The sequence below is a fragment of the Microbacter sp. GSS18 genome (assembly GCA_029319145.1).
In the GTDB taxonomy this organism is placed as follows: Bacteria; Actinomycetota; Actinomycetes; order Actinomycetales; family Microbacteriaceae; genus Microbacterium.
Window position 1 is genome coordinate 1565041 of sequence record CP119753.1, and the last position, 22670, is coordinate 1587710.

Below are 22670 nucleotides of genomic sequence, written 5' to 3' on the forward strand. Positions count from 1 at the left end.
TCTCGAAGTCGTCGGACGTGTCGAACCTATCGATGCGGCGGCGACGCGGGCAAGAGTTCCGTGCCGGGAACGCGCGGCATCGGCATCCGCTCCGCGCTCACTCCTCCGGACCGGCGACGAGATCCTCCACGGCCTGCACGGGAATGACCGCCGTGATCGCCTCGAGGCCCGACAGGCGCGCCGGCGACAGCTGCTTGGTGACCTCCTCGCGCGACATGAGCCCGGCCTCCACGACGAGGTCGGCGATATTGCGCCCGGTCAGCAGCGCCGTCTTGGCCAGCGCGGCCGCCGCCGCGTACCCGATGAACGGAGTCAGCGCCGTCACCACACCCACGGACGAGCCGACCATGGCGCCCAGGCGCTCGCGGTTGGCGGTGATGCCGTCGACGCAGTTGACGCGGAGCGTGCGCATGGCCCGCCGCATCCACGTGATCGACTGGAAGATCGAGTGCGCGATGATCGGCTCGAACGCGTTCAGCTGCAGCTGACCGCCCTCCGAGGCCATCGTCACCGTCGTGTCGGCACCGGCCACGGCGAAGGCGACCTGGTTCACGACCTCGGGGATGACAGGGTTGACCTTGCCGGGCATGATGCTCGACCCCGCCTGGCGGGCGGGGAGGTTGATCTCGCCGAAGCCCGCCTGCGGACCCGACGAGAGCAGGCGCAGGTCGTTGCTGATCTTCGACAGCTTGATCGCGTTTCGCTTGAGCGAAGCCGAGAACGACATGAACGACCCCGTGTCGCTCGTGGACTCGACCAGGTCGCTGGCGAGCACGAGATCGAGCCCGGTGATGGCACGCAGGTGCCGTACGACGGCACTCGCGTAGCCCCGGTGGGTCGTGATCCCGGTGCCGATCGCGGTGGCGCCCATGTTGACCTCGAACAGCAGATACGCGTTCTCGGTCAGGCGCTGGTGGTCGTAGCCGAGCGTCGAGGCGAAGCCGTTGAACTCCTGGCCGAGCGTCATCGGCACGGCATCCTGCAGCTGGGTGCGGCCGACCTTCAGCACGTCGTGGAACTCGCGGGCCTTGGCCAGGAACGACTGTCGCAGCAGGTCGAGCTCGTCCAGGAGCGACTGGAGGTCCAGGCTCAGCCCCACCTTGATCGCCGTGGGGTACACGTCGTTGGTGGACTGGCTGCGGTTGGTGTGGTCGATCGGCGAGAGGTACGCGTAGTCGGCCTTCTCGCGGCCGGCGAGCTCGAGGGCGATGTTGGTGATGACCTCGTTGGCGTTCATGTTCGTCGAGGTGCCCGCCCCGCCCTGCACGACACCGACGACGAACTGGTCGTGGTGCTCGCCGTCGATCACGAGCTGGGCGGCCCGGTCGATGAGGTCGGCGCGCTCAGCGTCGAGGACGCCGATCTCCTTGTTGGCGCGGGACGCCGCCTGCTTGACCATCGCGAGTCCCCGCACCAGGTCGCTGTAGACCGAGATCGGGCGTCGCGAGACGGGGAAGTTCTCCAGCGCGCGAGCGGTATGGATGCCCCAGTAGGCGTCGGCGGGGATCTCGAGGGATCCCAGGGAGTCGGTCTCGGTGCGGGTGCGCGTCATTGCGTCCAGAGCCATGTGCGAAGTCCTTGTGGGTCGCGGCGATGAGGGTTGTCCCGAGACTAACCCCGGCACGGCACGACACCGCTGTACACCACGGCGATCCGCGTCCGCCTGAATGGACACGATGGACGGTTCGGCAACGTCAGCGCTTGCGCGAGAACGCCTCGAGCCGCTCCTCGGGCGTGAGCGCGGCCATCTGCGCCGCCCACTCCTCAGTGAAGAACTCCCCCGTCGGCGCCTGGACGACCGGCACCACCGCGTGCGTGATCGTGTCGTCGTAGACGTGGACGAGATGGAACGACTGCGCCGCATCCATGCCGTTGACCTCCGCCCCGGGGCGGGCGAGGTTCATGGTGTAGCACGTCGCCGATGCGACGCTGACCGGCACGCCCGCGAAGGTCCCCGAAGTCGAGAAGTGCAGATGACCGGCGAGGATGCCGCGCACGTCGGTACCCGCGATGACATCGGCGAGGCGCTTCTGGTTGTGGAGCTCGAGGATCTCGAAGACCGGGATGTGGCTGGGCAGCGGCGGATGGTGCATCGCCAGCAGCGTCCCCAGCGGCGCAGGCGCCGCGAGCGTCTCGGCGAGCCAGGCGAGCTGCGCAGGATCGATGTCGCCGTGGTGCCATCCGGGGACGGTGGTGTCGAGCGCGATCAGTCGCAGGCCGCCGAGGTCGATGACGCGCGTGATCGGCTGCTCGGATGCATCCAGGTCCAGCAGCGCCGATCGCATGGCCGGCCGCTCGTCGTGATTGCCGGCGACCCACACCAGCGGCGCGTCCAGCCGCTGCGCGACCGGCTCGGCCGCGTTGCGCAGGGCGCGGTAGGCCTCGGGCTCGCCGAGATCGGTCAGGTCACCGGTGAACACGATCGCGTCGGGGCGGATGCGCAGCGCCTCGACGGCTTCGAGGGCCCGCGCGAAGTTCGCCGCCGTGTCGTACACGTCGCCCAGGCGCTTGGCGCCGGCGAGCAGATGCGTGTCGCTCAGATGCACGATCGTGCGCCGGGCCGGAGGATGCTGACCGAACTGCACAGGAGCCGCCGTCATGCCCCTCAGCCTAGATCGGGCCGGTGACCCGGTGCTCGGCTAACGTGGGCTCGTGAGTCCCGCAGACGCCCCCGCCGAGTCCGCCCGCCCCGTGCCGCCCGTCGCGCCGGCGCATCCGTCCGTCCGCAGCCACCACGGCGACGACATCGAGGACCGCTACGAGTGGTTCCGGGCCAAGGAGGACGCGGCGGTCACCTCCCATCTCGAGGCGGAGAACGCCTACACCGACCGGCGCACCGCCCACCTGGACGGACTGCGCGGCCGTATCTTCGACGAAATCAAGGGACGCACGCTCGAGACCGATCTCTCGGTGCCGGTGCGCCGCGGGCAGTGGTGGTACTACGGTCGCACCGTCGCAGGCAACCAGTACGGCATCCAGTGTCGCGCACCGCTCTCCTCGCCCGACGACTGGACCCCGCCGGAGCTCTCGCCCGACGTGCCGGTCCCCGGCGAGCAGGTGCTTCTGGACGGCAACGTCGAGGCCGACGGACACGAGTTCTTCTCGCTGGGCAGCTTCGAGGTCTCGAACGACGGCACGCGCATGCTCTACGGCGTCGACGTGGCCGGCGACGAACGGTACCTCATCCGCGTCCGCGATCTCACCACCGGCGAGCAGCTGCCCGACGAGATCCCCGACACGTTCGCCGGAGCCGGGTTCTCCCCCGACGGCCGCTTCATCGTCTACACGACCGTCGACGACGCGTGGCGCCCCGACACGGTGTGGCTGCACGAGCTCGGCACCCCCGTGGCCGACGACGCGCGCCTGTTCCACGAGCCGGACGAGCGCTACTGGGTCGGCGCGGGCTTCACCCGCAGCGACCGCTACCTCGTCATCGGGCTCGGCTCCTCCATCACGTCCGAGGAGTGGATCCTCGACGCCGACGACCTCCGCGGCGAGCCCCGCGTGGTGTGGCCCCGCCGAGAGGGCGTCGAGTACGAGGCCGAGCACGCAGTCGTGGACGGCGAGGACGTGCTGTTCGTCCTCCACAACGACGGCGCGCTCGACTTCGAGCTCGTGCGGGTCGCGGCATCCGATCCCTCCGGCCAGCGCACCACGGTCATCCCCCACCGGCCCGGCCGGCGGCTGCTCGGCATCTCCACGTTCCGCGACTGGGCGGTGCTCGCGTACCGCCGGTCGGGCCTCGCGCGCCTCGGACTGCTCGACTACGCCACCGGCGACGTCGACGAGCTCGAGTTCGACGAGCCGCTGTACGCCGTCGGCGGCGGCGGGAACCCCGAGTGGGCGCCGCCGGTGCTGCGCCTGGGCTACGGATCGTTTGTGACGCCGGCGACGGTGTACGACCTCGACCTCGCCACGCGCGAGCTCACGCTGCGCAAGCGTCAGCCGGTGCTCGGCGGGTACGACCCCGAGCTCTACGCGCAGCAGCGCGTGTGGGCGCGCGCGCAGGACGGCACGCAGATCCCGATCTCGCTGGTGTGGAAGCGCTCGTTCGGCGAAGCCGGCGCCGCGCCGCGCCCGCTGCACCTGTACGGCTACGGCTCGTACGAGCACTCCATCGAGCCGGCGTTCTCGGTCGCGCGCCTGTCGGAGCTCGACCGCGGCGTCGTGTTCGCGGTTGCCCACGTCCGCGGCGGCGGCGAGATGGGCCGCCAGTGGTACGAGGACGGCAAGCTGCTGAACAAGCGCAACACCTTCACCGACTTCGTCGACTGCGCCCTGCACCTCATCGACAACGGCTACACCACCGCCGACCGTATGGTCGCCGAAGGCGGCTCGGCCGGTGGCCTGCTGATGGGGGCCGTCGCCAACCTCGCGCCCGAGCTGTTCGCCGGCATCCTGGCCGACGTGCCGTTCGTCGACGCGCTGACGACCATCCTCGACCCGTCGCTGCCGCTGACCGTCATCGAATGGGACGAGTGGGGCGATCCGCTCCATGACCCCGACGTCTACGCGTACATGAAGTCCTACTCGCCGTACGAGAACGTGCGGACCGACGTCGCGTATCCGCGCATCCTCGCTGTCACGTCGCTCAACGACACGCGCGTGCTCTACGTCGAGCCGGCGAAGTGGGTCGCGCGGCTGCGCGAAGTCGGCGCCGACGCCCTGCTCAAGTGCGAGATGGTCGCCGGACACGGCGGCGTCTCGGGCCGCTACAACGCCTGGCGCGAGCGCGCGTTCGAGCTGGCCTGGCTGCTCGACGTGCTCGGCGTCGCCGACGCGTAGCCAAGCAGCGCCGGCAGCCCCTGCAGTCCTCGCAGCACCCGTGTCCCACTTCTAGTCGCCTGAGCCGCGCAGTTGCGGCCAGAAGTGGGACATGATCACAACGGATGCCGACACGCAGGGCGCCGTGTCCCACTTTCGACCACCTGAACGCGGTCGTTGCGGCCAGAAGTGGGACATGATCACAACGGATGCCGACACGCAGGGCGCCGTGTCCCACTTTCGGCCGCCTGAACGCGGTCGTTGCGGCCAGAAGTGGGACATGATCACAACGGATGCCGCGCGCAGGGCGCCGTGTCCCACTTTCGGCCGCCTGAACGCGGTCGTTGCGGCCAGAAGTGGGACATGGAACGCGGGTTGGCGCGGGCTCAGCGGCCTGGAGTCCACCCGGCTCGCAGGAGCGCGTCGCGGACTTTGTGGACGGCGACGGCCCCGCTTCCCCTCATGTGGTGTTTCATGATGCGCACGTGGTCCCACCCCTGCTCTCGGATGCGGTCCCATCGGTCGCCGTCCTTCGCGAACTGCTCCGGATCGTCTGCATGCACACGCCCGTCGTACTCCGGCGTCACCTTCCACCGGGGGTATGCCAGATCCAGCTCCGCGACGAACCGGCCCGACACGTCGCGAAGGATCCAGTTGATGTGCGGCTCCGGCAGTCCGGACCGAACGAGCAGCAGCCGCAGCCGCGTCTCGCGGGCTGACCGCACGCCGATGCGCACGTCGGCGAGAGCGCGCTTGAGGATGCCGCCGCGCACGTCTCCCATGATCTCGACCTCGTCGCGCAGCTCTTCCGTCGTCGCCAGCGGTGTGTCACCGGTGACGAGGAAGTCGGCGGCGGCGATGAGATCGTCCAGTGCCCACAGCGTCCCGGTCTGACGCCATGCACGGGCCGGACTCTCGACCGCGAAGCCCTGCGGTCCGGGGACGGCGAGGTTGTTGCGGCGCTGCAGCCGATGCCCGACCACACCCGCCACGCGGGGTTCGCGCTGCGGTCGGTGCGCCGAGACGTGCAACCGGGGGCGGTAGGGCCACTCCGGCATCGGCGCCCCGTGCAGGAAGAGGGCGGTCTCGTGGCTGTAGAACTGCCCGTCGCGAACGCGCGGCCCGTAGTGCCGACACAATCGCAGCAGCGGATAATCACCCTCCGGCTGGACTCCTGTGCTCCTCACCCCGGGGAAAGGCGCGCGCAGATCCGTCCGCCGAAGACGGGCCCGCGAGAGACCCTGCGCCATCGCATCCCGCACAGCGAAGTCAGCCGGCAGATCATCGGGAAGCGGCGCGGGTCGAGGCATCCGCCCACTCTCGCGTCCGCCGGGATCCGGACGCGGCCCTCCACAGCCGCATGGCCGAACGGCGCCTCAGCGCCACCCTGTGGAGGACGCCCCGCCCTCTCCCGGCGCCCCAGAACAACCGTGTCCCACTTCTAGCCGCCCGCGAGGCGCGGGAGCGGCAAGAAGTGGGACACGGATGAACGTGAGAGGCGCGGCGGGATCAGCCGAAGAGCGCGGCGGCCTCGTCGTAGCGGTAGCGCGGGACGGTGTTCAGCTCGCCGAGGGCGTCGGCGAACGGCACGCGCACGATGTCCGTGCCGCGGAGGGCCACCATCTGGCCCCACGCGCCGTCCACGACGGCATCCGCCGCGTGCAGGCCGAGGCGGGTCGCGAGGACCCGGTCGAAGCCCGAGGGCGAACCGCCGCGCTGGATGTGGCCCAGCACGGTGGCGCGGGTCTCGATGCCCGTCATGCGCTCGATCTCGGGGGCGAGGATCTCTCCGATGCCGCCGAGGCGCGGACGGTTGAAGGCGTCGAGGCCCTTGTCGCTGTAGGCCTCGTCCATGCCGGTGATCGTGAAGCCCTCCGATACGACCACGAGCGGCGCACGGCCGCGGTCATGGGCCGACGTCACCTGAGCGGCGATCTCGTCGATCGACATCGGGACCTCCGGGATGCAGATGACGTGCGCGCCCGAGGCGACACCCGCGTGCAGTGCGATCCAGCCGACGTGGCGGCCCATCACCTCGGCGACCATGCACCGCTGGTGCGAGTCGCCGGTCGTGCGGAGGCGGTCCATCGCGTCCGTGGCGATGTTGACGGCGGTGTCGAAGCCGAACGAGTAGTCGGTCGCGCGCAGGTCGTTGTCGATCGTCTTCGGGACGCCGAGCACATTGATGCCGTCATTGGCCAGGCGGTTCGCGGCGGCGAGCGTACCCTCTCCGCCGATGGCGATGATGCCGTCGAGGCGGTGCCCGTACATCGTCTTGGAGATGTTCTCGGCGCCGCCGCGCGGTCCCTCGTACGGGTTGGTGCGGCTCGTGCCCAGGATCGTGCCGCCGACCTTGGACAGGCCCTTGACCTCGTGACGGGTCAGCGGGAAGAAGTCGCCGTCGACCACGCCTCGCCAGCCGTCGCGGATCCCGACGAACTCCAGATCGTAGGTCGTCGTGCCCTTGAGCACAACGCCGCGGATCACGGCGTTCAGGCCGGGGCAGTCGCCTCCGCTGGTCAGGATGCCGATCTTCATGTGTGGTCCTTGCTGTCGGGGTGCTACGAGGCGGCGACACTGCCACTCACGACCCTAATGCCGGATGCCGCCGCCTGGCCACAAACCAGGCGACGGCATCCGGACCGGCGGGACGAAGGTCCTACTCGCCTCCGAGGGCCTGCCGGAGCAGGTGCATGAGGGCCGACAGCTGCACGGAGTCGCTGGACTGCGGGTCGACGGCGTCGCCGTCGAGCGCGCGCTGGGCCAGGCCCTGCTTGGAGTCGATGAGCTCGGCGATCTTCGTGTCGATCGTGTGCGCGGCGATGATGCGCCACGCCGTCACCGGCTCGTCCTGCCCGATGCGGTGGACGCGGTCGATCGCCTGCGTCTGCTCGGCCGCGGTCCAGCTGAGCTCGGCCAGCACGACGTTCGAGGCCGCCTGCATGTTCAGGCCGACACCGGCGGCCGTCAGCGAGCACACCGCGATCCCGACGTCGGGGTCGGCGTTGAACGCGTCGATCGCCTGCTGCCGCGCGGGCGTGGACTGATCACCGCGGATCGAGACCGTGCGCAGTCCCGCGGCGGCGAAGTGCGCCTCGGCGGCGTCCATGACGTCGATGTGCTTGGCGAAGAACACGACCTTGTCGACCGAGCGCTGCAGCTGCAGCGCGTAGTCCGCTGCGAGCAGGGCCTTGGCCTGGCCGATGCGGCGCACCATCGTGAAGACGTTGTCCGAGCCGGTGCCGGCGGCCTTGGACTCCTCGAGCTCGTTGTGGGCGACCAGACGCACGATGTCGTCGTCGATCTCGCCGGGGGCGAGCCCACGGTCGCCGCGCGCCTCGATGATGCGGCGGTACTTCGCGGCGAGCCGCTCCCCCAGCTCCTTCTCGGCCTGGCGGATGGACCGGCCGTACTCGTCGTCGAGCTCGACGGGAAGGTCGGCGATCAGCTTGTCGGGCAGGTCCGCGGCGACGTCCTTCTTCTTGCGCCGGACGATGCCGAGCGAGATGACGGCCTCGCGCGCCTCGGGATAGAACGCCTTGTCGGCAGGGGTGAGACCGGTCGCGTCGAGCTTCTCCATGAGCTCGGGGCCCGGCTTCTCGCCGTTGGTCCAGCCGAGGAAGCGCCAGATGGCGTCGAAGTCCTCGACGTCGTTGATCAGCGGCGTGCCGGTGAGGGCCAGCAGGAGCGGATCGCGCACCTGCTCGCGGATGCGGCCGGCCAGGGCCAGCACGTTCTGCGAGCGCTGCGACGTGAGGTTCTTGATGAAGTGGGCCTCGTCGACGACGATGCCCTTCAGCCCCAGTGAGCTCAGCCACGACAGGTGCCGGTCGAGGATCTCGTAGTTGACGATGAAGACGTCCGCGAACGCGTCGATGTCCTCGCCGTCGCCCGAGATGACCGTCGCGCGCCGCTGCGGCGTCCACCGCTCGACCTCGCGCGCCCAGTTCATCTTGACGACGTTCGGGACGACGGCCAGCAGCGGGTACGCGCCCGCGACGGATGCCGCCAGCACCGACTCGGCGGTCTTGCCGAGGCCCGGTTCGTCGGCGAGGAGGAAGGTGCGGTGCCCTTCGCGCACGGACTCGAGGAACCGCGACTGGTGCGGCATGATCTCGAGACCCCGGGGCGACACGCGGTCGAACTCGGGGATGCCGGGGAGGTCCATCGTCGCGGAGCCGCCGCCGGCCCCGGTCTCGAAGGCCTTGTACAGCGGGCCCATGAGCTCCCAGCCGTCGAGCCGGCGCCGGGGCGTCTCCTTCGGCGGGCGCATCGTGAGGTCGGGGGCGAGGAAGGGGTTCGCGTCCTTGCGCGCCTCGATGCGGCTGGGGACGACCTGCCGCTCGGCGAGTGCGGGCGGCACGACGGTGGCAGGCGCCGGTGCCGCATCGGTGATGATCAGCTCGTCGGGTGCCAGCTCGGCGCCGGACTCGAGCAGCCAGTCGCGTCGCATGCGGCGCGCGACCGGTGACGTGGCCTGGTCGACCTCGAGCAGCTGGATGAGCGAGGTGTCGCGCGCCGCCGTCTTGGCGAGGATCGTCGCGACGCCGTCGAGGCGCTTGAGCAGTTCGGCGCGCACGCCGTCGGCGATCGCGTCGTCGGCCTTGACGCGCGCACGCTCCTCGCGGACGAGGAAGGCGATCACCTGGAACTTGACGCGGTTGGTGGGCCCGAGCTTGCCGCGCTGGGCCTTGGCCTCGACCTCGCGCACCTTGCGAGCGAGGATCGGGATGATCGGGGCGTCGTCGTCACGTCGCGTGGACGTGGACTTGCGGCGACGCTGGGTCTTGCCGTTCTGGACGGCGGTTGCCGTGGTCGGCATGCTCCTCCTGAGCCTGTGTGCCGAAACGCCCGGCCGGGTAGCCGGGTGCGACGTTCTGTGCTGCGGTTCCCGCGGGCGGCGCGCGCCGCATCAGGCGCGGGATCGGATGCCGCCGCCCTCGGTCGCTGGCACTCGCTTCTGCGAGCCGCGGCGCAAGACGACGCCTCCGCACACCAGTCTAGCGTGCCGGGGGCCTCAACCCCACATGTGCTCGACGATGTCCTCGGTGTAGCCGTCGGGACGGAAGTTCAGCCACGACGTCGCGACCCAGACGGCGTCTGTCACGTAGTGGATCTCACCGAACTCGTACACCTGGTCGTCGAAGTCGACGCCGCCCCCCTCGATGCTGCACAGCTGCCCGTCGGCATGAACCTCGCACGCGAATCCGCTCGAGCCCAGCGTCGCGAGCACCGCCGCGCTCTGGTCGGCGTCGATGAGGGAGATGTTGGTGGCCATGCCGTACTCGCTCGGCCCGCCCCACGAGCACCGCAGGGTCGGGATGCCGCCGTCGATGAGCTCGATCAGATCGACGTTCTGCGTCGACAGCATCGTCACACCCGGGTCGTTCAGCGGCGGGATCTGCTGCTCCAGGGAGGCGAGCATGGTCGTCGAGTACGCATCCTCGCAGGAGGCGGGGAGCTTCTCGGCCACAGGCTTGTCGGTCGCGATCGGGGTGGGCGACGGCGAGGCCGAGCTGACGCGGGTCGTGGGGCTCGGCGTGGGCACTGCGGAGGCGGTGGGCGAAGGCTCGGGCTGACATCCGGTCGCGGTCAGGCACAGCACGGCACCGCTCGCGACGGTGATCGCGAGACGTCGGAGCACAACGGCCATGAACCCTCGATTCGGTCATCTCGAAGCTAGCGGAGACGCCTGTCTGCGAGGCGCAGCTCACGCCGTGTCCGGCGATCCGCTTCCGGTGCCGGTGCACGCCGGCATCCGCCACGGAGGCGCGGCGCGCCCTCGGATCAGCCGAATCGTCGGAACGCGTCGCCGCGCGTCTGCCGGTAGACGACGGCGAGCCCGATGCCGATGACGACGACATAGGCGGCGCTGAGGCTCCAGAACGCGAACCAGTTCAGATCGAGTGCCAGCACGATCGCGGCCGCGATCACGGCGATCGTGGCCCCCGCGATCTTCGACCAGAACCGCAATCCCATCCCCGGCGCGAGCGCGCCCCCCATGGAATCGCCCTTCGCCGACACGAAGTCCGCGAACGCGTCGAGGGTCGTCAGCAGTGACGCCGAGTAGGCGACGGCGCATCCGAGGCTCCCCCACAGGTTCACCGAGTGCTCGGGTACACCGTCGACGGCCGCGGCGAAGAGGGGCAGTGCGTCCACGCCGCCATCGTAGGCTCGCGGGGGCGTCCGGTCCATGCCCTGACCGTGGAGCGCCGTCGCGACGAGGTCAGGCCAGGTGTTCGCGGACTCTCACGACGTCGTCGGCGATCTGCTCGATGAGGGCCTCGATGCCCGAGAAGGCGACCATGCCGCGGATGCGCGACGAGAACCGCACCTCGACCCGGTGGCCGTACAGGTCGAGATCGGTCTCGTCGAGGACGTATGCCTCGACCTGCCGCGCGGTGACGTCGTCGAAGGTCGGGTTGGTGCCGATGCTGATCGCGGCGGGATAGCGGATGCTGCGCTGCGACGCCGCCGGCCGGTCGGCGTCCAGGGGGCCCTCGTCGATCAGCCAGCCCGCGTACACGCCCTCGGCCGGGACGAACCCCTCCAGATCGGGGCTCAGGTTCGCCGTGGGGAACCCGAGCGCGCGACCGCGCTTGAGCCCGTGCACGACTTCGCCCCATACCGACGGATACCGGCCGAGCAGCTTCGCGGCCGTGTCGACGTCGCCGTCCGACAGCGCTTCGCGGATCCAGGTCGACGACACGCGCCGGTCGCCGTCGATCGCGCGGACGTCGCCCACGACCTCGACGGCGAACCCGAACTCGTCGCCGAGCGCGGCGAGCGTCGCGGGGTCGCCCGCGCCGCGGTGACCGAATCGGAAGTCCTCCCCCACGAGCACGACGCGCGTGCCGAGCCGGTCGGCGAGCACGTGCTCGACGAATGCGCGCGGCGACAGAGCCGCGAGCTCCTCGTCGAAGCGCAGCACGAGCGTCGCGTCGACCCCGGCATGGGCCAGCAGGGTCAGCTTCTGGTGCACGCCGATGAGGCTGTCGGGGCAGATCTCCGGCCGCAGCAGGGCGAGCGGGTTGCGATCGAACGTGACGGCGACGACCTGCGCCCCGCCGGTGGCCGCGTCCACGCGAGCGCGGTCGATGACGGCCCGGTGCCCGGTGTGCACGCCGTCGAACTTGCCGATGGCGACGACCGAGGGGCCGAAGTCCGCGGGGACCTCGGCCGGGTCGCGGAAGACGATCACCGGACCACCGCGGCGTCGACCTCGGGCGCGCGCGCCGCGTCGGCCGGCCGGTGGGTCGCGAGCCACCACAGGCCGAAGAACGGCAGCACGAGAGGGATGAACAGGTAGCCCAGGTAGCCGCCGGGGCCGATGCCGCCGAAGTACGACCACACCGAGGGGTGGCCGAACACGTCCGGGACCAGGTAGCTCAGTGTGCCGACGACGAGGACGCCCGCGAGCTCGAAGACGATGGCCACCCAAGCCACCCGGTACCACGCGCGGGATCCCGCGAAGACCAGGGCCGCCGTGGCGAGGATGTAGACGACCGCGGCGACCGCGGACAGCGAGTACGCCAGCGGCGCCTCGTCGAATCGCTCGATGATCTGGACGGCGGAGCGGCCGGTGGCGGCCAGCGCCATGATCGCGTACACGATCACGAGCACTCGGCCGATGCCGCTCATGCGGGGGCGGGGTGACGTCGACATGGCGACACAATTCTAGTTCGCGCGAACGCGGGTGCGCGCCGCGATCAGGCGACCTGGATCGTCCAGATCACCTGCATGCGCCACACCATCACCGCGACGGCGAGGGCGCCCACGCCCATGATGACGGTGCTCCAGCGGCTGCGCTCGAGCAGGGCCCAGATCACCGCGGCCGGCGGGATGAGGACGGCCGAGACGAGGTACACCCAGTACTCCAGGAGGCTGCCGGTCGGCGGGTTGCCGGCCAGCGGCGCGACGATGGCGATGACCACCTGCACGATCAGCAGCAGCTCCAGCAGCGCGAGCCCGCCGACGCTGAGGTCGCTCGGGCGACGGCCGGCGAGCCCGAGCAGCAGGCCGAGCACGCCGGCGACGACGGCGACGACCACCTGGACGATGGTGAACCATAAGATCATCGGGAAGTCTCCTCGGGCATGTTCATGGCGCTCTTCAGATCTGCCCCGCGCGTCTCGACGACGCCGATGAGCGCACCGTGGGGGTCGATGGCCGCGACCGGTCCGCGCGAAGGCGCGATGCGCGCCGCGGCTCCGGGCAGCCGCTTGCCGTGCCGGAGGTCTCGCGCTTCATCGGCGGTGACGACCAGGCGCCCGAGGACGGCTGCGGCGACCTCGGCGGGCGAGCGGAGCGGCGTGCCGGCGAGGTCGTCGGGGCCCGGAGCGCCGTCCACCGCGAACGGCCCGATGCGCGTGCGGCGCAGGGCCGTGAGGTGCCCGCCGACGCCGAGCGCGGCGCCGAGGTCGCGGGCGAGCGCGCGGATGTACGTGCCGCTGGAGCAGTCGACGACGACGTCCAGATCGATCGTGCCGTCGCCCCGTCGCTCTCGGAGCACGTCGAACCGCGAGACGGTGACCTCGCGCGCGGCCAGCTCCACATCCTCGCCCGCGCGAGCGAGCGCATACGCGCGCTTGCCGCCGACCTTGATCGCCGAGACCGTGCTCGGCACCTGCGAGATGCGGCCGGTCAGCGGCGCGATCGCGTCGCGGATGTCGTCGGCGCCCACGCCGGAGGCATCCGCCGTGGAGGTGACCTCGCCGTCGGCGTCGTCGGAGTCGGTCGACACCCCGAGGCGGATGGTCGCCTCGTAGGTCTTGTCGAGCCCGACGATGAACGTCAGCAGGCGCGTGGCCCCTTCGACGCCGAGGATCAGCAGTCCCGTGGCCATCGGATCGAGCGTTCCGGCGTGCCCGATCTTTCGTGTGCCGAGCGCCCGCCGGGCGCGGGCGACGACGTCGTGGCTCGTCAGGCCCTGCGGCTTGTCCACCAGCAGGATGCCGGGCGCGACGCCCGAGGCGGAGCGGGCGGCCATCAGCGCGCTCCTGCGGGCACGCGGTGCGGATGATGCACGTCGCTGTTGTCCACGATCACGGTCGCGGCCGCGCGGGGGTCCGCCTCACGCAGATAGATCCGCTGGCCCTCGAGATAGCGGGCGTTCGACGGCGCAGACGGATCCGGATCCGTTCCGTCCCGCTCGGCCATGCGCGCGAAGGTCACCTCGAACGGAGCGTCGAGCCACACCGACCAGTCCCACAGGTCGAGCAGCTCGGGGCGGTGCAGGAAGATCCCGTCCACGACGAGGACGGCATCCACGTCTGCGGAGACCCACTCCGATTCGACCGGCGTGTCGCGGTCGACGTCGAAGGCGCGCAGCTGGAACCCCGTCGACCCGGATGTCTGCGCTCCCTCGAGGAACGGATCCAGCAGCACGCGACGGAACGTGGCGTAGTCGTACGAGTCGCGGTAGAAGCCTTCGGGACTGCGTCGACCGCGCGCGTGGCGTTCGGCGCGGGGGCGGTGGAAGTCGTCGATCGAGGCGCGCAGCACGGCCGAGCCGTCCTCGGCCAGGATCTGGGCGAAACCGTCGGCGAACACGCTCTTGCCGGCGCCGTCGAGGCCGTCGATCGCCACGACGACGCGGCCGACACTGCGCCGCCGGCGCAGGTCGTCGCGCAACTCGCGCCACAGCGTCGTGGTCGGCGTGATCGGCAGGCGCATGGACTCCAGCCTAGGCGTTCTCCCCTACGCTGAACGGATGCCCGATCTCGCCTCGCCGCTGCTGACGTGGTACCGCGAGAACGCGCGCGACCTGCCCTGGCGGCATCCGGACTTCGGCGCGTGGGGTGTGCTGGTCAGCGAGTTCATGCTGCAGCAGACGCCGGTCACGCGCGTCATCCCTCACCTCGAGGCGTGGCTCGCGCTGTGGCCGACGCCGTCGGCTCTGGCGTCGGCCGCACCGGCCGACGCCGTGCGCCGGTGGGCGAACCTGGGCTATCCGCGGCGGGCGCTGTGGCTGCACCGCGCCGCCGTCGAGATCCGAGACCGGCATGACGGGGTCGTCCCGCGCGACGTCGATGCGCTGCTGGCGCTCACCGGCGTCGGGGACTACACGGCCCGCGCCGTGGCGGTGTTCGCGTACGGAGACAGGCATCCGGTCGTCGACACCAACACGCGCCGAGTCCTCGCTCGCGCCGTCGACGGGCGCAGCCAGCCCGGCCCCGCCTCGCGCCGCGATCTCGTCGCGATGAGTGAGCTGCTGCCCGAGGACATCGCCTCGTCGGCGATCTTCAACGCCGCAGCCATGGAGCTGGGGGCGGTGGTGTGCACGGCACGCGCCCCGCGGTGCGAGCGGTGCCCGCTGTCGGAGCTGTGCGCGTGGCGCGCCGCGGGCTTTCCCGACACCGGCGACACGCGCCCGCGGCAGGCCCGGTACGAGGGCAGCGACCGGCAGGCGCGCGGGGCGGTGCTGAAGGTGCTGCGCGAGGCCGACGGCCACGAGGCGCCGCTCGAAGCCGTCGTCGCCGACTGGCCGGATCCACGCCAGCGCGACCGCGCGATCGACTCGCTCATCGCCGACGGACTCGTCGAGGCCATCGACGGGATGCTGCGACTCCCCCGCTGAGGACGTGCCGCTGTGACCTTCGACCCTGGCGTCGCAGGCCATCGAGGACGAGCGTGGCGGGCATGAAGGCTCTGGTCATCTCGGAATCGATGTGGGGCAACACCCATCAGGTCGCCGATGCGATCGCCGCAGGTCTCGCGGAGCGCATGGAGGTCGACACAGCACGCATCGACGACGCCCCCGGCACGATCGCCGACGACGTCGATCTGGTCGTCGCGGGCGGTCCGACGCACGGATTCTCGATGTCACGCGAGAGCACGCGCAGCGATGCCGCGAACCGTGGGGCGGAGCATCCGTCCTCGCACGGCCTGCGCGACTGGCTGGAGCACCTGCCGGCAGACGGCGGGAAGGCCCGCATCGCGACGTTCGACACGCACGTCGAGCAGAAGTGGGTTCCCGGGTCGGCGGCCAAGGCCGCCGCGTCGGAGGCGAGACACCATCACCTGAGCGTCATAGCCCGCGAGAGCTTCTACGTCCACGGCTACGAGGGCCCCCTGCTGGACGGCGAGATCGACCGGGCGCAGGCCTGGGGCCGTCACCTGGCCGATCTCGTGACCGGCTGAGCGGAGTCAGTCCTCGTCGTCGGCGTCGTGGGGCTTGACATACGGATCGGCTTCGCCGGCGTATGCCGCGGCCGCGGCGATGCCCGCCACGGCGGCGTCGCGCTCGCGTGCTTCGCGAAGCAGGTCTTCGATATGGCCGGCGTTCTCGGGCACCCCGTCGGGGATGAACTCGAGCGTCGGCGTGAGGCGGACGCCGAGCTTGCGCCCGACCTCGCTGCGCAGCATGCCGGTCGCCGCCTTCAGGGCCTCGCCGGATGCCGTGCGCTCCTCCTCCGTGCCGAGGACGGTGTAGAACACCGATGCGTGCTGCAGGTCGCCCGTGACGCGGACGTCGGTGATCGTGACGAAGCCGAGGCGCGGGTCGCGCAGGCCCTTCTCGAGACGCTCCGCGATGAGCACGCGGATGCGGTCGGCAAGCCGTGCCTGTCGTTCACTGGCCATGTGTTCTTCTCCTTGCCCTCACCACCGCCCGGCTGAGCGCGGAGCGGAGGCGACGGATGGCTCCCCGATAGTCGGGGTCTTGGGGGTCCCGTTATCGGGGAGCCATCCGTCGCCGAAGCGGCTGAGCGGTCAGCCGCGCGGCTTCTCCACCATCTCGGTCGTCTCGATCTCGTCGCCGACCTGGATGTCGTTGTACTTGCCGAGGCCGATACCGCACTCGAAGTCGGTCTTGACCTCGGTGACGTCGTCCTTGAAGCGACGCAGCGACTCGATGGCGAGGCCATCGGCGATGACGACGCCGTCGCGGATGACGCGCGCCTTGGCGTTGCGCGTGATCGTTCCCGAACGGACGATGACACCGGCGATGTTGCCGAACTTCGAGGAGCGGAACACCTCGCGGATCTCGGCGACACCCGACTGGACCTCTTCGAATTCCGGCTTGAGCATGCCCGTGAGGGACTGCTCGACGTCGTCGATCGCGTTGTAGATGACCGAGTAGAACCGGACGTCCACGCCCTCGCGCGAGGCGCGCTCGCGCGCCTTCGTGTCGGGGCGGACGTTGAAGCCGATCACGATCGCGTTGTCGATCGTCGCCAGGTTGATGTCGGACTCCGTGATCGCACCCACGCCGCGGTGGATGATCCGCAGCTGGACCGACTCGTCGACCTCGATCTTGAGCAGCGACTCCTCGAGGGCCTCGACGGCACCCGAGACGTCACCCTTGATGATGAGGTTGAGCGACTCGACCTTGCCCTCTTCGAGAGCCCGGGTGAAGTCCTCGAGCGAGATGCGCTTGCGGGCCTTCGCCAGCTGCGCGTTGCGCTCTGCGGCCTCGCGCTTCTCGGCGATCTGACGCGCGGTGCGGTCCTCTTCGGTGACGATGAAGACGTCACCGGCGCGGGGCACCGAGTTCAGACCCTGCACCTGCACGGGGCGCGACGGAGCGGCCTCGTCGACCGCCTCGCCGTTCTCGTCGATCATCGCGCGGACACGGCCGTACGCCGTGCCGGCGACGATCGCGTCGCCGACGCGGAGCGTTCCGGACTGGATGAGCACCGTGGCGACCGAACCGCGGCCCTTGTCGAGCTTGGCTTCGATCGCGACACCGCGCGCGGCCTTGTTCGGGTTCGCCGTGAGGTCCAGGCCCGCGTCGGCGGTGAGCAGCACCGCGTCGAGCAGGTCCTGGATGCCGGTGCCCTGACGGGCCGACACGTCGACGAACATGACGTCGCCGCCGTACTCCTCGGCGACCAGGCCGTACTCGGTCAGCTGCTGACGCACCTTGCCCGGGTTGGCCTCGGGCTTGTCGACCTTGTTGACCGCGACCACGATCGGCACGTTCGCCGCCTGGGCGTGGTTCAGGGCCTCCACCGTCTGCGGCATGATGCCGTCGTCGGCCGCGACCACGAGGATCGCGATGTCGGTGACCTGCGCACCACGGGCACGCATGGCGGTGAACGCCTCGTGACCGGGAGTGTCGATGAAGGTGATCGCGCGGTCGATGTCCTCGTGCTCGGTCCACACCTGGTACGCACCGATGTGCTGGGTGATGCCGCCGGCCTCGCCCTCGATGACGTTCGACTGGCGGATGGCGTCGAGCAGGCGCGTCTTACCGTGGTCGACGTGACCCATGACGGTGACCACCGGAGGACGGATCTCGAGGTCTTCCTCGTTCTCCTCCTCGGCCTCCTTCTCGAGGTCGAGACCGAAGCCCTCGAGGAGCTCCTTGTCCTCGTCCTCGGGCGAGACCATCTGGATCTTGTAGCCGAGCTCGTCGCCGAGGACCTCGAAGGTGGCCTCGTCGAGCGACTCGGTGGCCGTCGCCATCTCGCCCAGGTTGAACAGGATGGTCACGAGCGTGCCGGGCTGGACGTTGTAGCCCCTCAGCGCCTCGAGCTTGTCGGCGAAGTCCGAGATCGACGCGCCGCGGCGCAGGCGGATCGTCTCGCCGTTGCCCTTCTGGACGTTGACGCCGCCGACCTGCGGGGCATCCCGCATCTCGAACTCTTGGCGCTTCGCCCGACGCGACTTGCGCTGCTTGGACTTGCCGCCCCCCTTTCCGAACGCACCTGCGGTACCGCCGCCGGGGCCGCGACCGCGACCGCCGCCACCGGGACGACCGGCGAACCCGCCGCCGGGACCGCCCGGACGCTGGAAGCCGCCACCGCCGCCACCGGGACGACCGGCGCCGCCGGGACGCTGCTGGAACGGCGCGCCGGGACGACCGCCGCCACCGGGACGACCGCCGCCACCGGGGCGGGGAGCACCCGGACGCGGGGCGCCCGGACGGGGCGCCTGCGGACGGGGGATGTTGCCGGGGTTGGGGCGCTGGCCCATGCCCTGCGAGGACGCGAACGGGTTGTTGCCCGGACGCGGGCCCGAGGGGCGCTGGCCCATGCCCTGCGAGGAGGCGAAGGGGTTGTTGCCCGGACGCGGGGCGCCACCCGGACGGGGCGGCTGCGGCGTCGGAGCGCCGGCACCGGGCTTGGGGCCGGACTGACCGGGCTTGGGCGCCGACCCGCCGGGCTTGGGAGCGGCCTGGCCGGGCTTCGGTGCCGACGAGCCGGGCTTGCCGGTCGAGGGCTTGGGAGCGGCCTTGGCTTCCGGAGCAGCGGGCGCCGAGGCCGCCGCGCTGCGGGGCGCGGGCGCCGAGGTGTCGGCGGCCGCCTCGCGCGGGGCGGGTGCGGGTGCCGGGGTCGACGCGGCAGCGCCGGGCTTGGCGGCTGCTCCCGGCTTGGGAGCACCGGCGCCGGGACGAGCCGGTCCGGGGCGTGCGCCGGGGCGCGGCGCGGGCTTGGCTCCGCCCGCGGCGGGCGCAGCGGCGCCCGAGCCGTCGGACTGCAGGGCGGCGCGCAGCTTGCGGGCGACCGGGGGCTCGATGGTCGACGAGGGGCTCTTGACGAACTCGCCGAGCTCCTTCAGCTTCGCCAGAGCCACCTTGCTGTCGACGCCGAGCTCAGAGGCGATCTCGTGTACGCGTGGTTTTGCCACAATTCTCCTGTCTTGGGGGCCTACCCCAGGACAGGGCAGACCGTTAGTCGCGGACGGGTCTCATTTCGAGCCGTTCACTTTGTGTCCATAGCCGTTCAGCCGTTTCTCGATGGTCTGCGTGTCAAGTGGCCCTGACACACGCAATGCCCGCACGAACGCGCGGCGCCGCAGAGCGGTGTCCACGCACTCGTGTGTCTCGTGCACCCACGCGCCCCGTCCCGGCAACGTCGCCCGATCGTCGGGGACGAGAGCGGAATCGACGCAGACCACCCTGAGGAGGTCTGAGCGGGGGGCACGCGCGCGGCATCCGACGCACGTTCGTACGGGTTCCATGCTACACCTCGGGCCTGGGCATCCGGTCCACGCCGGGCCTGTCAGGACTCCAGGATGCTGTCGGGCTGGATGTCGATCTTGGCGCCGGTCAGCTTGGCGGCGAGGCGGGCGTTCTGGCCCTCCTTGCCGATGGCCAGCGACAGCTGGTAGTCGGGCACGAGCGCCCGCACGGCCTTGGTGGCCTGATCGAGCACGAAGCTGGAGGTGACCTTGGCGGGCGACAGCGCGTTGGCGACGAACTTCGCCAGCTCGGGGTCGTAGTCGACGATGTCGATCTTCTCGCCGCCGAGCTCCTCGGTGACGGCGCGGACGCGCCGGCCGAGTTCGCCGATGCACGCGCCCTTGGCGTTGATCGTGGGGTCGGTCGCCTTGACGGCGATCTTGGTGCGGTGACCGGCCTCGCGCGCGAGCGAGACGATCTCGACCAGTCCGGCGGGGATCTCGGGGACCTCCAGCGCGAAGAGCTTGCGCACCAGGCCGGGGTGCGTGCGCGAGACGGTGATGGAGGGGCCCTTGGCGCCCTTCGACACGCTCGTGACGTAGACGCGCACGCGCGACCCGTGCGCATAGTCCTCGCCCGGCACCTGCTCCTCGGGAGGAAGGATGGCCTCGACCGTTCCCAGGTCGACGTGGACCATGCGCGGGTTCGGTCCCTGCTGGATCACGCCGGCGACGATGTCGCCCTCCTTGCCGCGGAACTCACCGAGCACGGCGTCGTCGGCGATGTCGCGCAGACGCTGGCTGATGACCTGCTTCGCGGCGAACGCGGCGATCCGGCCGAAGTCGTCGGGCGTGGTCTCCTCTTCGCCGATGACCGCGCCGTCCTCGTCGAGCAGCGGCACGAAGATCGCGACGTGACCGGTCTTGCGGTCGACGGCGGCACGCGCACCATCGGGCAGATCCCCCTGGGGCGAACTGTGCTTGGCGTAGGCGGTGAGGATCGCCTGCTCGATGATGCGCACGAGTTCGTCGAGCGGGATCTCCTTCTCACGCTCGATCGTCTTGAGAAGTCCGAGATCGATGTCCACGCTTGCCTCCGTATTCAGCTCTCACCAGCGTGCCGTGCACGCCGGAACCCTACAAAGTTACCCGATGGCGCCTGGGTGCTCACGGTGAGGCGGCGAAGAAGGCGCAGCCGTCGGCGGGGGCGGGTCCGCCGGCGAGCAGATCGGCGCTGAAGTCGATCAGGGTCGGGAGCACGCGCGATCCCGGCATCATGACCCCGCGATGGTCGCTCCCCCGCTCGACGACCCAGCGCACGCGTGCGCCGTCGGCGCACGCGTCCTCGACGAACGCGCGCTGGATGGACGCCGGGATCACCTCGTCGTCGGTCCCCCACGCCACCAGGAGGGGCTGCTCCCATGGCCCGGTGGCGGCGTTCTCGGCGAGCCGTCGCCCGAGCGGACCGGTGGTCAGATCGCCGACGTACAGCGAGGTCTCCTCCGACACCCCCAGCGCGGCCAGCAGGCTCACCACCGCCCCGGGTTCGCTGGGGCAGCGTCGCGTCATCTCATCGACGATCGTGCTCGCGCCCGGCACGACGTAGTCGCCCAGCTCGACATCGGCGTAGGTCTGCGCGTACGGACCGAGCACCCACGAGATCAGGATCGCCAGCGTGGGGTCGGAATCCGCCACCGTCAGCTCGGAGGCGAGTCGGTGCGGGTCCGCGGCGGGAGCGAGGGCGGCCGTGCCCACCACGTCGAGCTGCGGCGCGTACTCCGCGGCGATCTGCGACGACCACAGTGCGGCGTGGCCGCCCTGCGAATGCCCCCAGACGACGACCTCGTCGCGCAGCCAGACGCCCTGCACCTGGTCGGCGGCGAGCACGGCATCCAGCGCCGACCGCGCCTCGCCGAGCCCGATCAGGTAGGGGTACACGCCCGGGGCGCCCTGGCCGGTGTAGTCGGGCGCGACCACGACCCATCCCCGGTCGAGCGCGTCCTCGAGGGCGGGAATGGCCCATTTCGTCGCCGAGTCGTCCCGGAGGCTCGGAGCGCAGCCCTGCGCGACGCCGGTGGTTCCGTGGTTCCACAGCACGACCGGCCGAGGCGTCCAGGTGACCTCCTCCGGCGAGATCACCAGCCCGCTCGCGACGGCCGGCGCGCCGTTCGCGTCCTGCGTCGTGTAGAGGATGCGGCGCACCGTGGCACCCTCGGGTGCGCGGCCGATGTAGTCGTCCGTGCGGATCAGCTGGCCGTGCCCCCCGGGGACGTCGGCGGGCGGATCGTAGAAGGCGTCGATGACGGGTGCGCCCTCGGCCAGCCAGTCGTTGATCCACCATGCACCGCCCGCCGCGGTGGCCACGACGATCGCCAGGGCGATGCGCCCGGCATCCGCCCATCTGCGCGCCGTGCGCGACGACGTCTCCCGCTCCGCCGCGTCGGGGAACGCCGTCGGTGCGCCGCTGGCGACGCCCCGGGCGCCGCGAACCGTGAACGAGACGCCGAGCACGAGCGTGCGGATGCCGAACACGACCGCCGCCACCAGGATGGTGGCATCCGGCCACGCGAGGGCCACGTATCCGAACACGATCTGCGCGACCCCCCAGGCGACGGCGAGCACCCGCTCGCTCAGCCGCACGCTGCGGACCGCGTCGCCGAACGACGCCAGACCGCCGAGCAGAAGCAGCACGGCGATCGCGCCCGGCATCAGGTCGAGGCTCCGGCCGAACCCGAACAGGATCGCCAGCCCCAGCGCGATCCAGCCCAGGCCCATCGCGCGCCCCCACCACGTGCCCGAGTGCGCGACGGTGAACTCGAAGATCCCCGACACCACGGCGCTCACACCGATGTAGAGCGCCAGCAGATACAGCGACGTGAGGGGCCGCGCGACGATGAGAAGGCCGACACACGTCATGACGAAGCCGACGAGCAGCACGACGCGAGGGTGCGCCCGACGCAGAAGCCACGGAAGCGCACTCCAGCGCAGGCGGCTGCCGGTCGACGGGCGTGCCATGCGGCCATCGTAGGGCCGCGGAAGCACGCCGGTCCCCACCGATC

At 70.8% G+C, this 22670-nt stretch carries 20 protein-coding genes; 4 read left to right on the plus strand and 16 right to left on the minus strand.

Annotated elements, in window-relative coordinates; all coding sequences use genetic code 11:
• Nucleotides 1–97: 97 nt before the first annotated feature.
• Together P0L94_07425 and P0L94_07430 are read right to left on the minus strand one after the other, a co-directional pair.
• On the minus strand, nucleotides 98–1567 hold the full coding sequence (locus P0L94_07425; GenBank protein WES65895.1) for an aspartate ammonia-lyase: 1470 nt from the start codon (nucleotides 1565–1567) through the stop codon (nucleotides 98–100).
• 127 nt (nucleotides 1568–1694) lie between these two features.
• Nucleotides 1695–2600: a phosphodiesterase gene (locus tag P0L94_07430; GenBank protein WES65896.1), complete on the minus strand. Its 906-nt coding sequence runs from the start codon at nucleotides 2598–2600 to the stop codon at nucleotides 1695–1697.
• A gap of 52 nt (nucleotides 2601–2652) precedes the next feature.
• On the opposite strand from P0L94_07430, the gene P0L94_07435 reads away from it, so the two are divergent.
• Nucleotides 2653–4785 carry a S9 family peptidase gene (locus P0L94_07435; GenBank protein ID WES65897.1) on the plus strand — a complete coding sequence of 711 codons (2133 nt, stop codon included), beginning with the start codon at nucleotides 2653–2655 and terminating at the stop codon, nucleotides 4783–4785.
• Between the two features lie 365 nt (nucleotides 4786–5150).
• Here the strand turns inward: P0L94_07435 and P0L94_07440 are convergent, their stop codons facing one another.
• The 4 genes from P0L94_07440 to P0L94_07455 form a co-directional block, all read right to left on the minus strand.
• Nucleotides 5151–5951 carry a hypothetical protein gene (locus P0L94_07440; GenBank protein WES65898.1) on the minus strand — a complete coding sequence of 267 codons (801 nt, stop codon included), beginning with the start codon at nucleotides 5949–5951 and terminating at the stop codon, nucleotides 5151–5153.
• 322 nt (nucleotides 5952–6273) lie between these two features.
• Nucleotides 6274–7302 carry a 6-phosphofructokinase gene (locus P0L94_07445; protein ID WES65899.1) on the minus strand — a complete coding sequence of 343 codons (1029 nt, stop codon included), beginning with the start codon at nucleotides 7300–7302 and terminating at the stop codon, nucleotides 6274–6276.
• Between the two features lie 121 nt (nucleotides 7303–7423).
• A complete protein-coding gene (locus tag P0L94_07450) occupies nucleotides 7424–9586 on the minus strand; it encodes a DEAD/DEAH box helicase (GenBank protein ID WES65900.1) in 2163 nt (720 codons plus the stop codon).
• A 195-nt stretch (nucleotides 9587–9781) separates the two neighbouring features.
• Nucleotides 9782–10189 carry a hypothetical protein gene (locus P0L94_07455; GenBank protein ID WES65901.1) on the minus strand — a complete coding sequence of 136 codons (408 nt, stop codon included), beginning with the start codon at nucleotides 10187–10189 and terminating at the stop codon, nucleotides 9782–9784.
• Here P0L94_07455 and P0L94_07460 point away from each other — a divergent pair.
• Nucleotides 10188–10343 (plus strand): hypothetical protein, encoded by a 156-nt coding sequence (locus P0L94_07460; protein WES65902.1) that lies wholly within the window; start codon nucleotides 10188–10190, stop codon nucleotides 10341–10343. The genes P0L94_07455 and P0L94_07460 overlap by 2 nt on opposite strands.
• A 208-nt stretch (nucleotides 10344–10551) precedes the next feature.
• Here P0L94_07460 and P0L94_07465 read toward each other — a convergent pair whose 3' ends face one another.
• From P0L94_07465 to P0L94_07490, 6 genes are all read right to left on the minus strand, one after another.
• Nucleotides 10552–10923, minus strand: coding sequence for a hypothetical protein (locus P0L94_07465; GenBank protein ID WES65903.1), 372 nt, complete (start codon nucleotides 10921–10923; stop codon nucleotides 10552–10554).
• A gap of 67 nt (nucleotides 10924–10990) precedes the next feature.
• Nucleotides 10991–11965: a bifunctional riboflavin kinase/FAD synthetase gene (locus P0L94_07470; GenBank protein WES65904.1), complete on the minus strand. Its 975-nt coding sequence runs from the start codon at nucleotides 11963–11965 to the stop codon at nucleotides 10991–10993.
• The gene (locus P0L94_07475) at nucleotides 11962–12429 is read right to left on the minus strand and encodes a hypothetical protein (GenBank protein WES65905.1); all 468 of its coding nucleotides are present in this window, start codon (nucleotides 12427–12429) and stop codon (nucleotides 11962–11964) included. The genes P0L94_07470 and P0L94_07475 overlap by 4 nt, the downstream gene beginning before the upstream one ends.
• 44 nt (nucleotides 12430–12473) lie before the next feature.
• Nucleotides 12474–12842 (minus strand): hypothetical protein, encoded by a 369-nt coding sequence (locus P0L94_07480; protein ID WES65906.1) that lies wholly within the window; start codon nucleotides 12840–12842, stop codon nucleotides 12474–12476.
• Complete coding sequence (gene truB / locus P0L94_07485; GenBank protein WES65907.1) at nucleotides 12839–13753, minus strand: tRNA pseudouridine(55) synthase TruB; 915 nt, start codon at nucleotides 13751–13753, stop codon at nucleotides 12839–12841. The genes P0L94_07480 and truB overlap by 4 nt, the downstream gene beginning before the upstream one ends.
• Nucleotides 13753–14439 (minus strand): hypothetical protein, encoded by a 687-nt coding sequence (locus P0L94_07490; GenBank protein WES65908.1) that lies wholly within the window; start codon nucleotides 14437–14439, stop codon nucleotides 13753–13755. The genes truB and P0L94_07490 overlap by 1 nt, the downstream gene beginning before the upstream one ends.
• 37 nt (nucleotides 14440–14476) lie before the next feature.
• Here P0L94_07490 and P0L94_07495 point away from each other — a divergent pair, with 37 nt between their 5' ends.
• Nucleotides 14477–15343, plus strand: coding sequence for an A/G-specific adenine glycosylase (locus P0L94_07495; GenBank protein ID WES65909.1), 867 nt, complete (start codon nucleotides 14477–14479; stop codon nucleotides 15341–15343).
• A 62-nt stretch (nucleotides 15344–15405) separates the two neighbouring features.
• Nucleotides 15406–15906 carry a hypothetical protein gene (locus tag P0L94_07500; GenBank protein ID WES65910.1) on the plus strand — a complete coding sequence of 167 codons (501 nt, stop codon included), beginning with the start codon at nucleotides 15406–15408 and terminating at the stop codon, nucleotides 15904–15906.
• A gap of 6 nt (nucleotides 15907–15912) precedes the next feature.
• On the opposite strand, the gene rbfA is transcribed toward P0L94_07500, so the two are convergent.
• From rbfA to P0L94_07520, 4 genes are all read right to left on the minus strand, one after another.
• Nucleotides 15913–16347 (minus strand): 30S ribosome-binding factor RbfA, encoded by a 435-nt coding sequence (rbfA, locus tag P0L94_07505; GenBank protein ID WES65911.1) that lies wholly within the window; start codon nucleotides 16345–16347, stop codon nucleotides 15913–15915.
• Nucleotides 16348–16476: 129 nt separating this feature from the next.
• Nucleotides 16477–19338: a translation initiation factor IF-2 gene (gene infB / locus P0L94_07510; GenBank protein WES65912.1), complete on the minus strand. Its 2862-nt coding sequence runs from the start codon at nucleotides 19336–19338 to the stop codon at nucleotides 16477–16479.
• A 374-nt stretch (nucleotides 19339–19712) separates the two neighbouring features.
• Nucleotides 19713–20699: a transcription termination factor NusA gene (nusA, locus tag P0L94_07515; protein WES65913.1), complete on the minus strand. Its 987-nt coding sequence runs from the start codon at nucleotides 20697–20699 to the stop codon at nucleotides 19713–19715.
• Nucleotides 20700–20778: 79 nt separating this feature from the next.
• Nucleotides 20779–22626: an alpha/beta fold hydrolase gene (locus tag P0L94_07520; GenBank protein WES65914.1), complete on the minus strand. Its 1848-nt coding sequence runs from the start codon at nucleotides 22624–22626 to the stop codon at nucleotides 20779–20781.
• Between the last annotated feature and the right edge of the window lie 44 nt (nucleotides 22627–22670).

Excerpts from the sequence above, each read along its gene's own strand:
- P0L94_07425 (WES65895.1), bottom strand. The coding sequence starts at position 1,567 with ATGGCTCTGGACGCAATGACGCGCACCCGCACCGAGACCGACTCCCTG.
- P0L94_07430 (WES65896.1), bottom strand. The coding sequence starts at position 2,600 with ATGACGGCGGCTCCTGTGCAGTTCGGTCAGCATCCTCCGGCCCGGCGC.
- P0L94_07445 (WES65899.1), bottom strand. The coding sequence starts at position 7,302 with ATGAAGATCGGCATCCTGACCAGCGGAGGCGACTGCCCCGGCCTGAAC.
- P0L94_07450 (WES65900.1), bottom strand. The coding sequence starts at position 9,586 with ATGCCGACCACGGCAACCGCCGTCCAGAACGGCAAGACCCAGCGTCGC.
- P0L94_07460 (WES65902.1), top strand. The coding sequence starts at position 10,188 with ATGGTCGTCGAGTACGCATCCTCGCAGGAGGCGGGGAGCTTCTCGGCC.
- P0L94_07455 (WES65901.1), bottom strand. The coding sequence starts at position 10,189 with ATGCTCGCCTCCCTGGAGCAGCAGATCCCGCCGCTGAACGACCCGGGT.
- P0L94_07475 (WES65905.1), bottom strand. The coding sequence starts at position 12,429 with ATGTCGACGTCACCCCGCCCCCGCATGAGCGGCATCGGCCGAGTGCTC.
- P0L94_07480 (WES65906.1), bottom strand. The coding sequence starts at position 12,842 with ATGATCTTATGGTTCACCATCGTCCAGGTGGTCGTCGCCGTCGTCGCC.
- truB (WES65907.1), bottom strand. The coding sequence starts at position 13,753 with ATGGCCGCCCGCTCCGCCTCGGGCGTCGCGCCCGGCATCCTGCTGGTG.
- P0L94_07490 (WES65908.1), bottom strand. The coding sequence starts at position 14,439 with ATGCGCCTGCCGATCACGCCGACCACGACGCTGTGGCGCGAGTTGCGC.
- P0L94_07495 (WES65909.1), top strand. The coding sequence starts at position 14,477 with ATGCCCGATCTCGCCTCGCCGCTGCTGACGTGGTACCGCGAGAACGCG.
- P0L94_07500 (WES65910.1), top strand. The coding sequence starts at position 15,406 with ATGAAGGCTCTGGTCATCTCGGAATCGATGTGGGGCAACACCCATCAG.
- rbfA (WES65911.1), bottom strand. The coding sequence starts at position 16,347 with ATGGCCAGTGAACGACAGGCACGGCTTGCCGACCGCATCCGCGTGCTC.
- P0L94_07520 (WES65914.1), bottom strand. The coding sequence starts at position 22,626 with ATGGCACGCCCGTCGACCGGCAGCCGCCTGCGCTGGAGTGCGCTTCCG.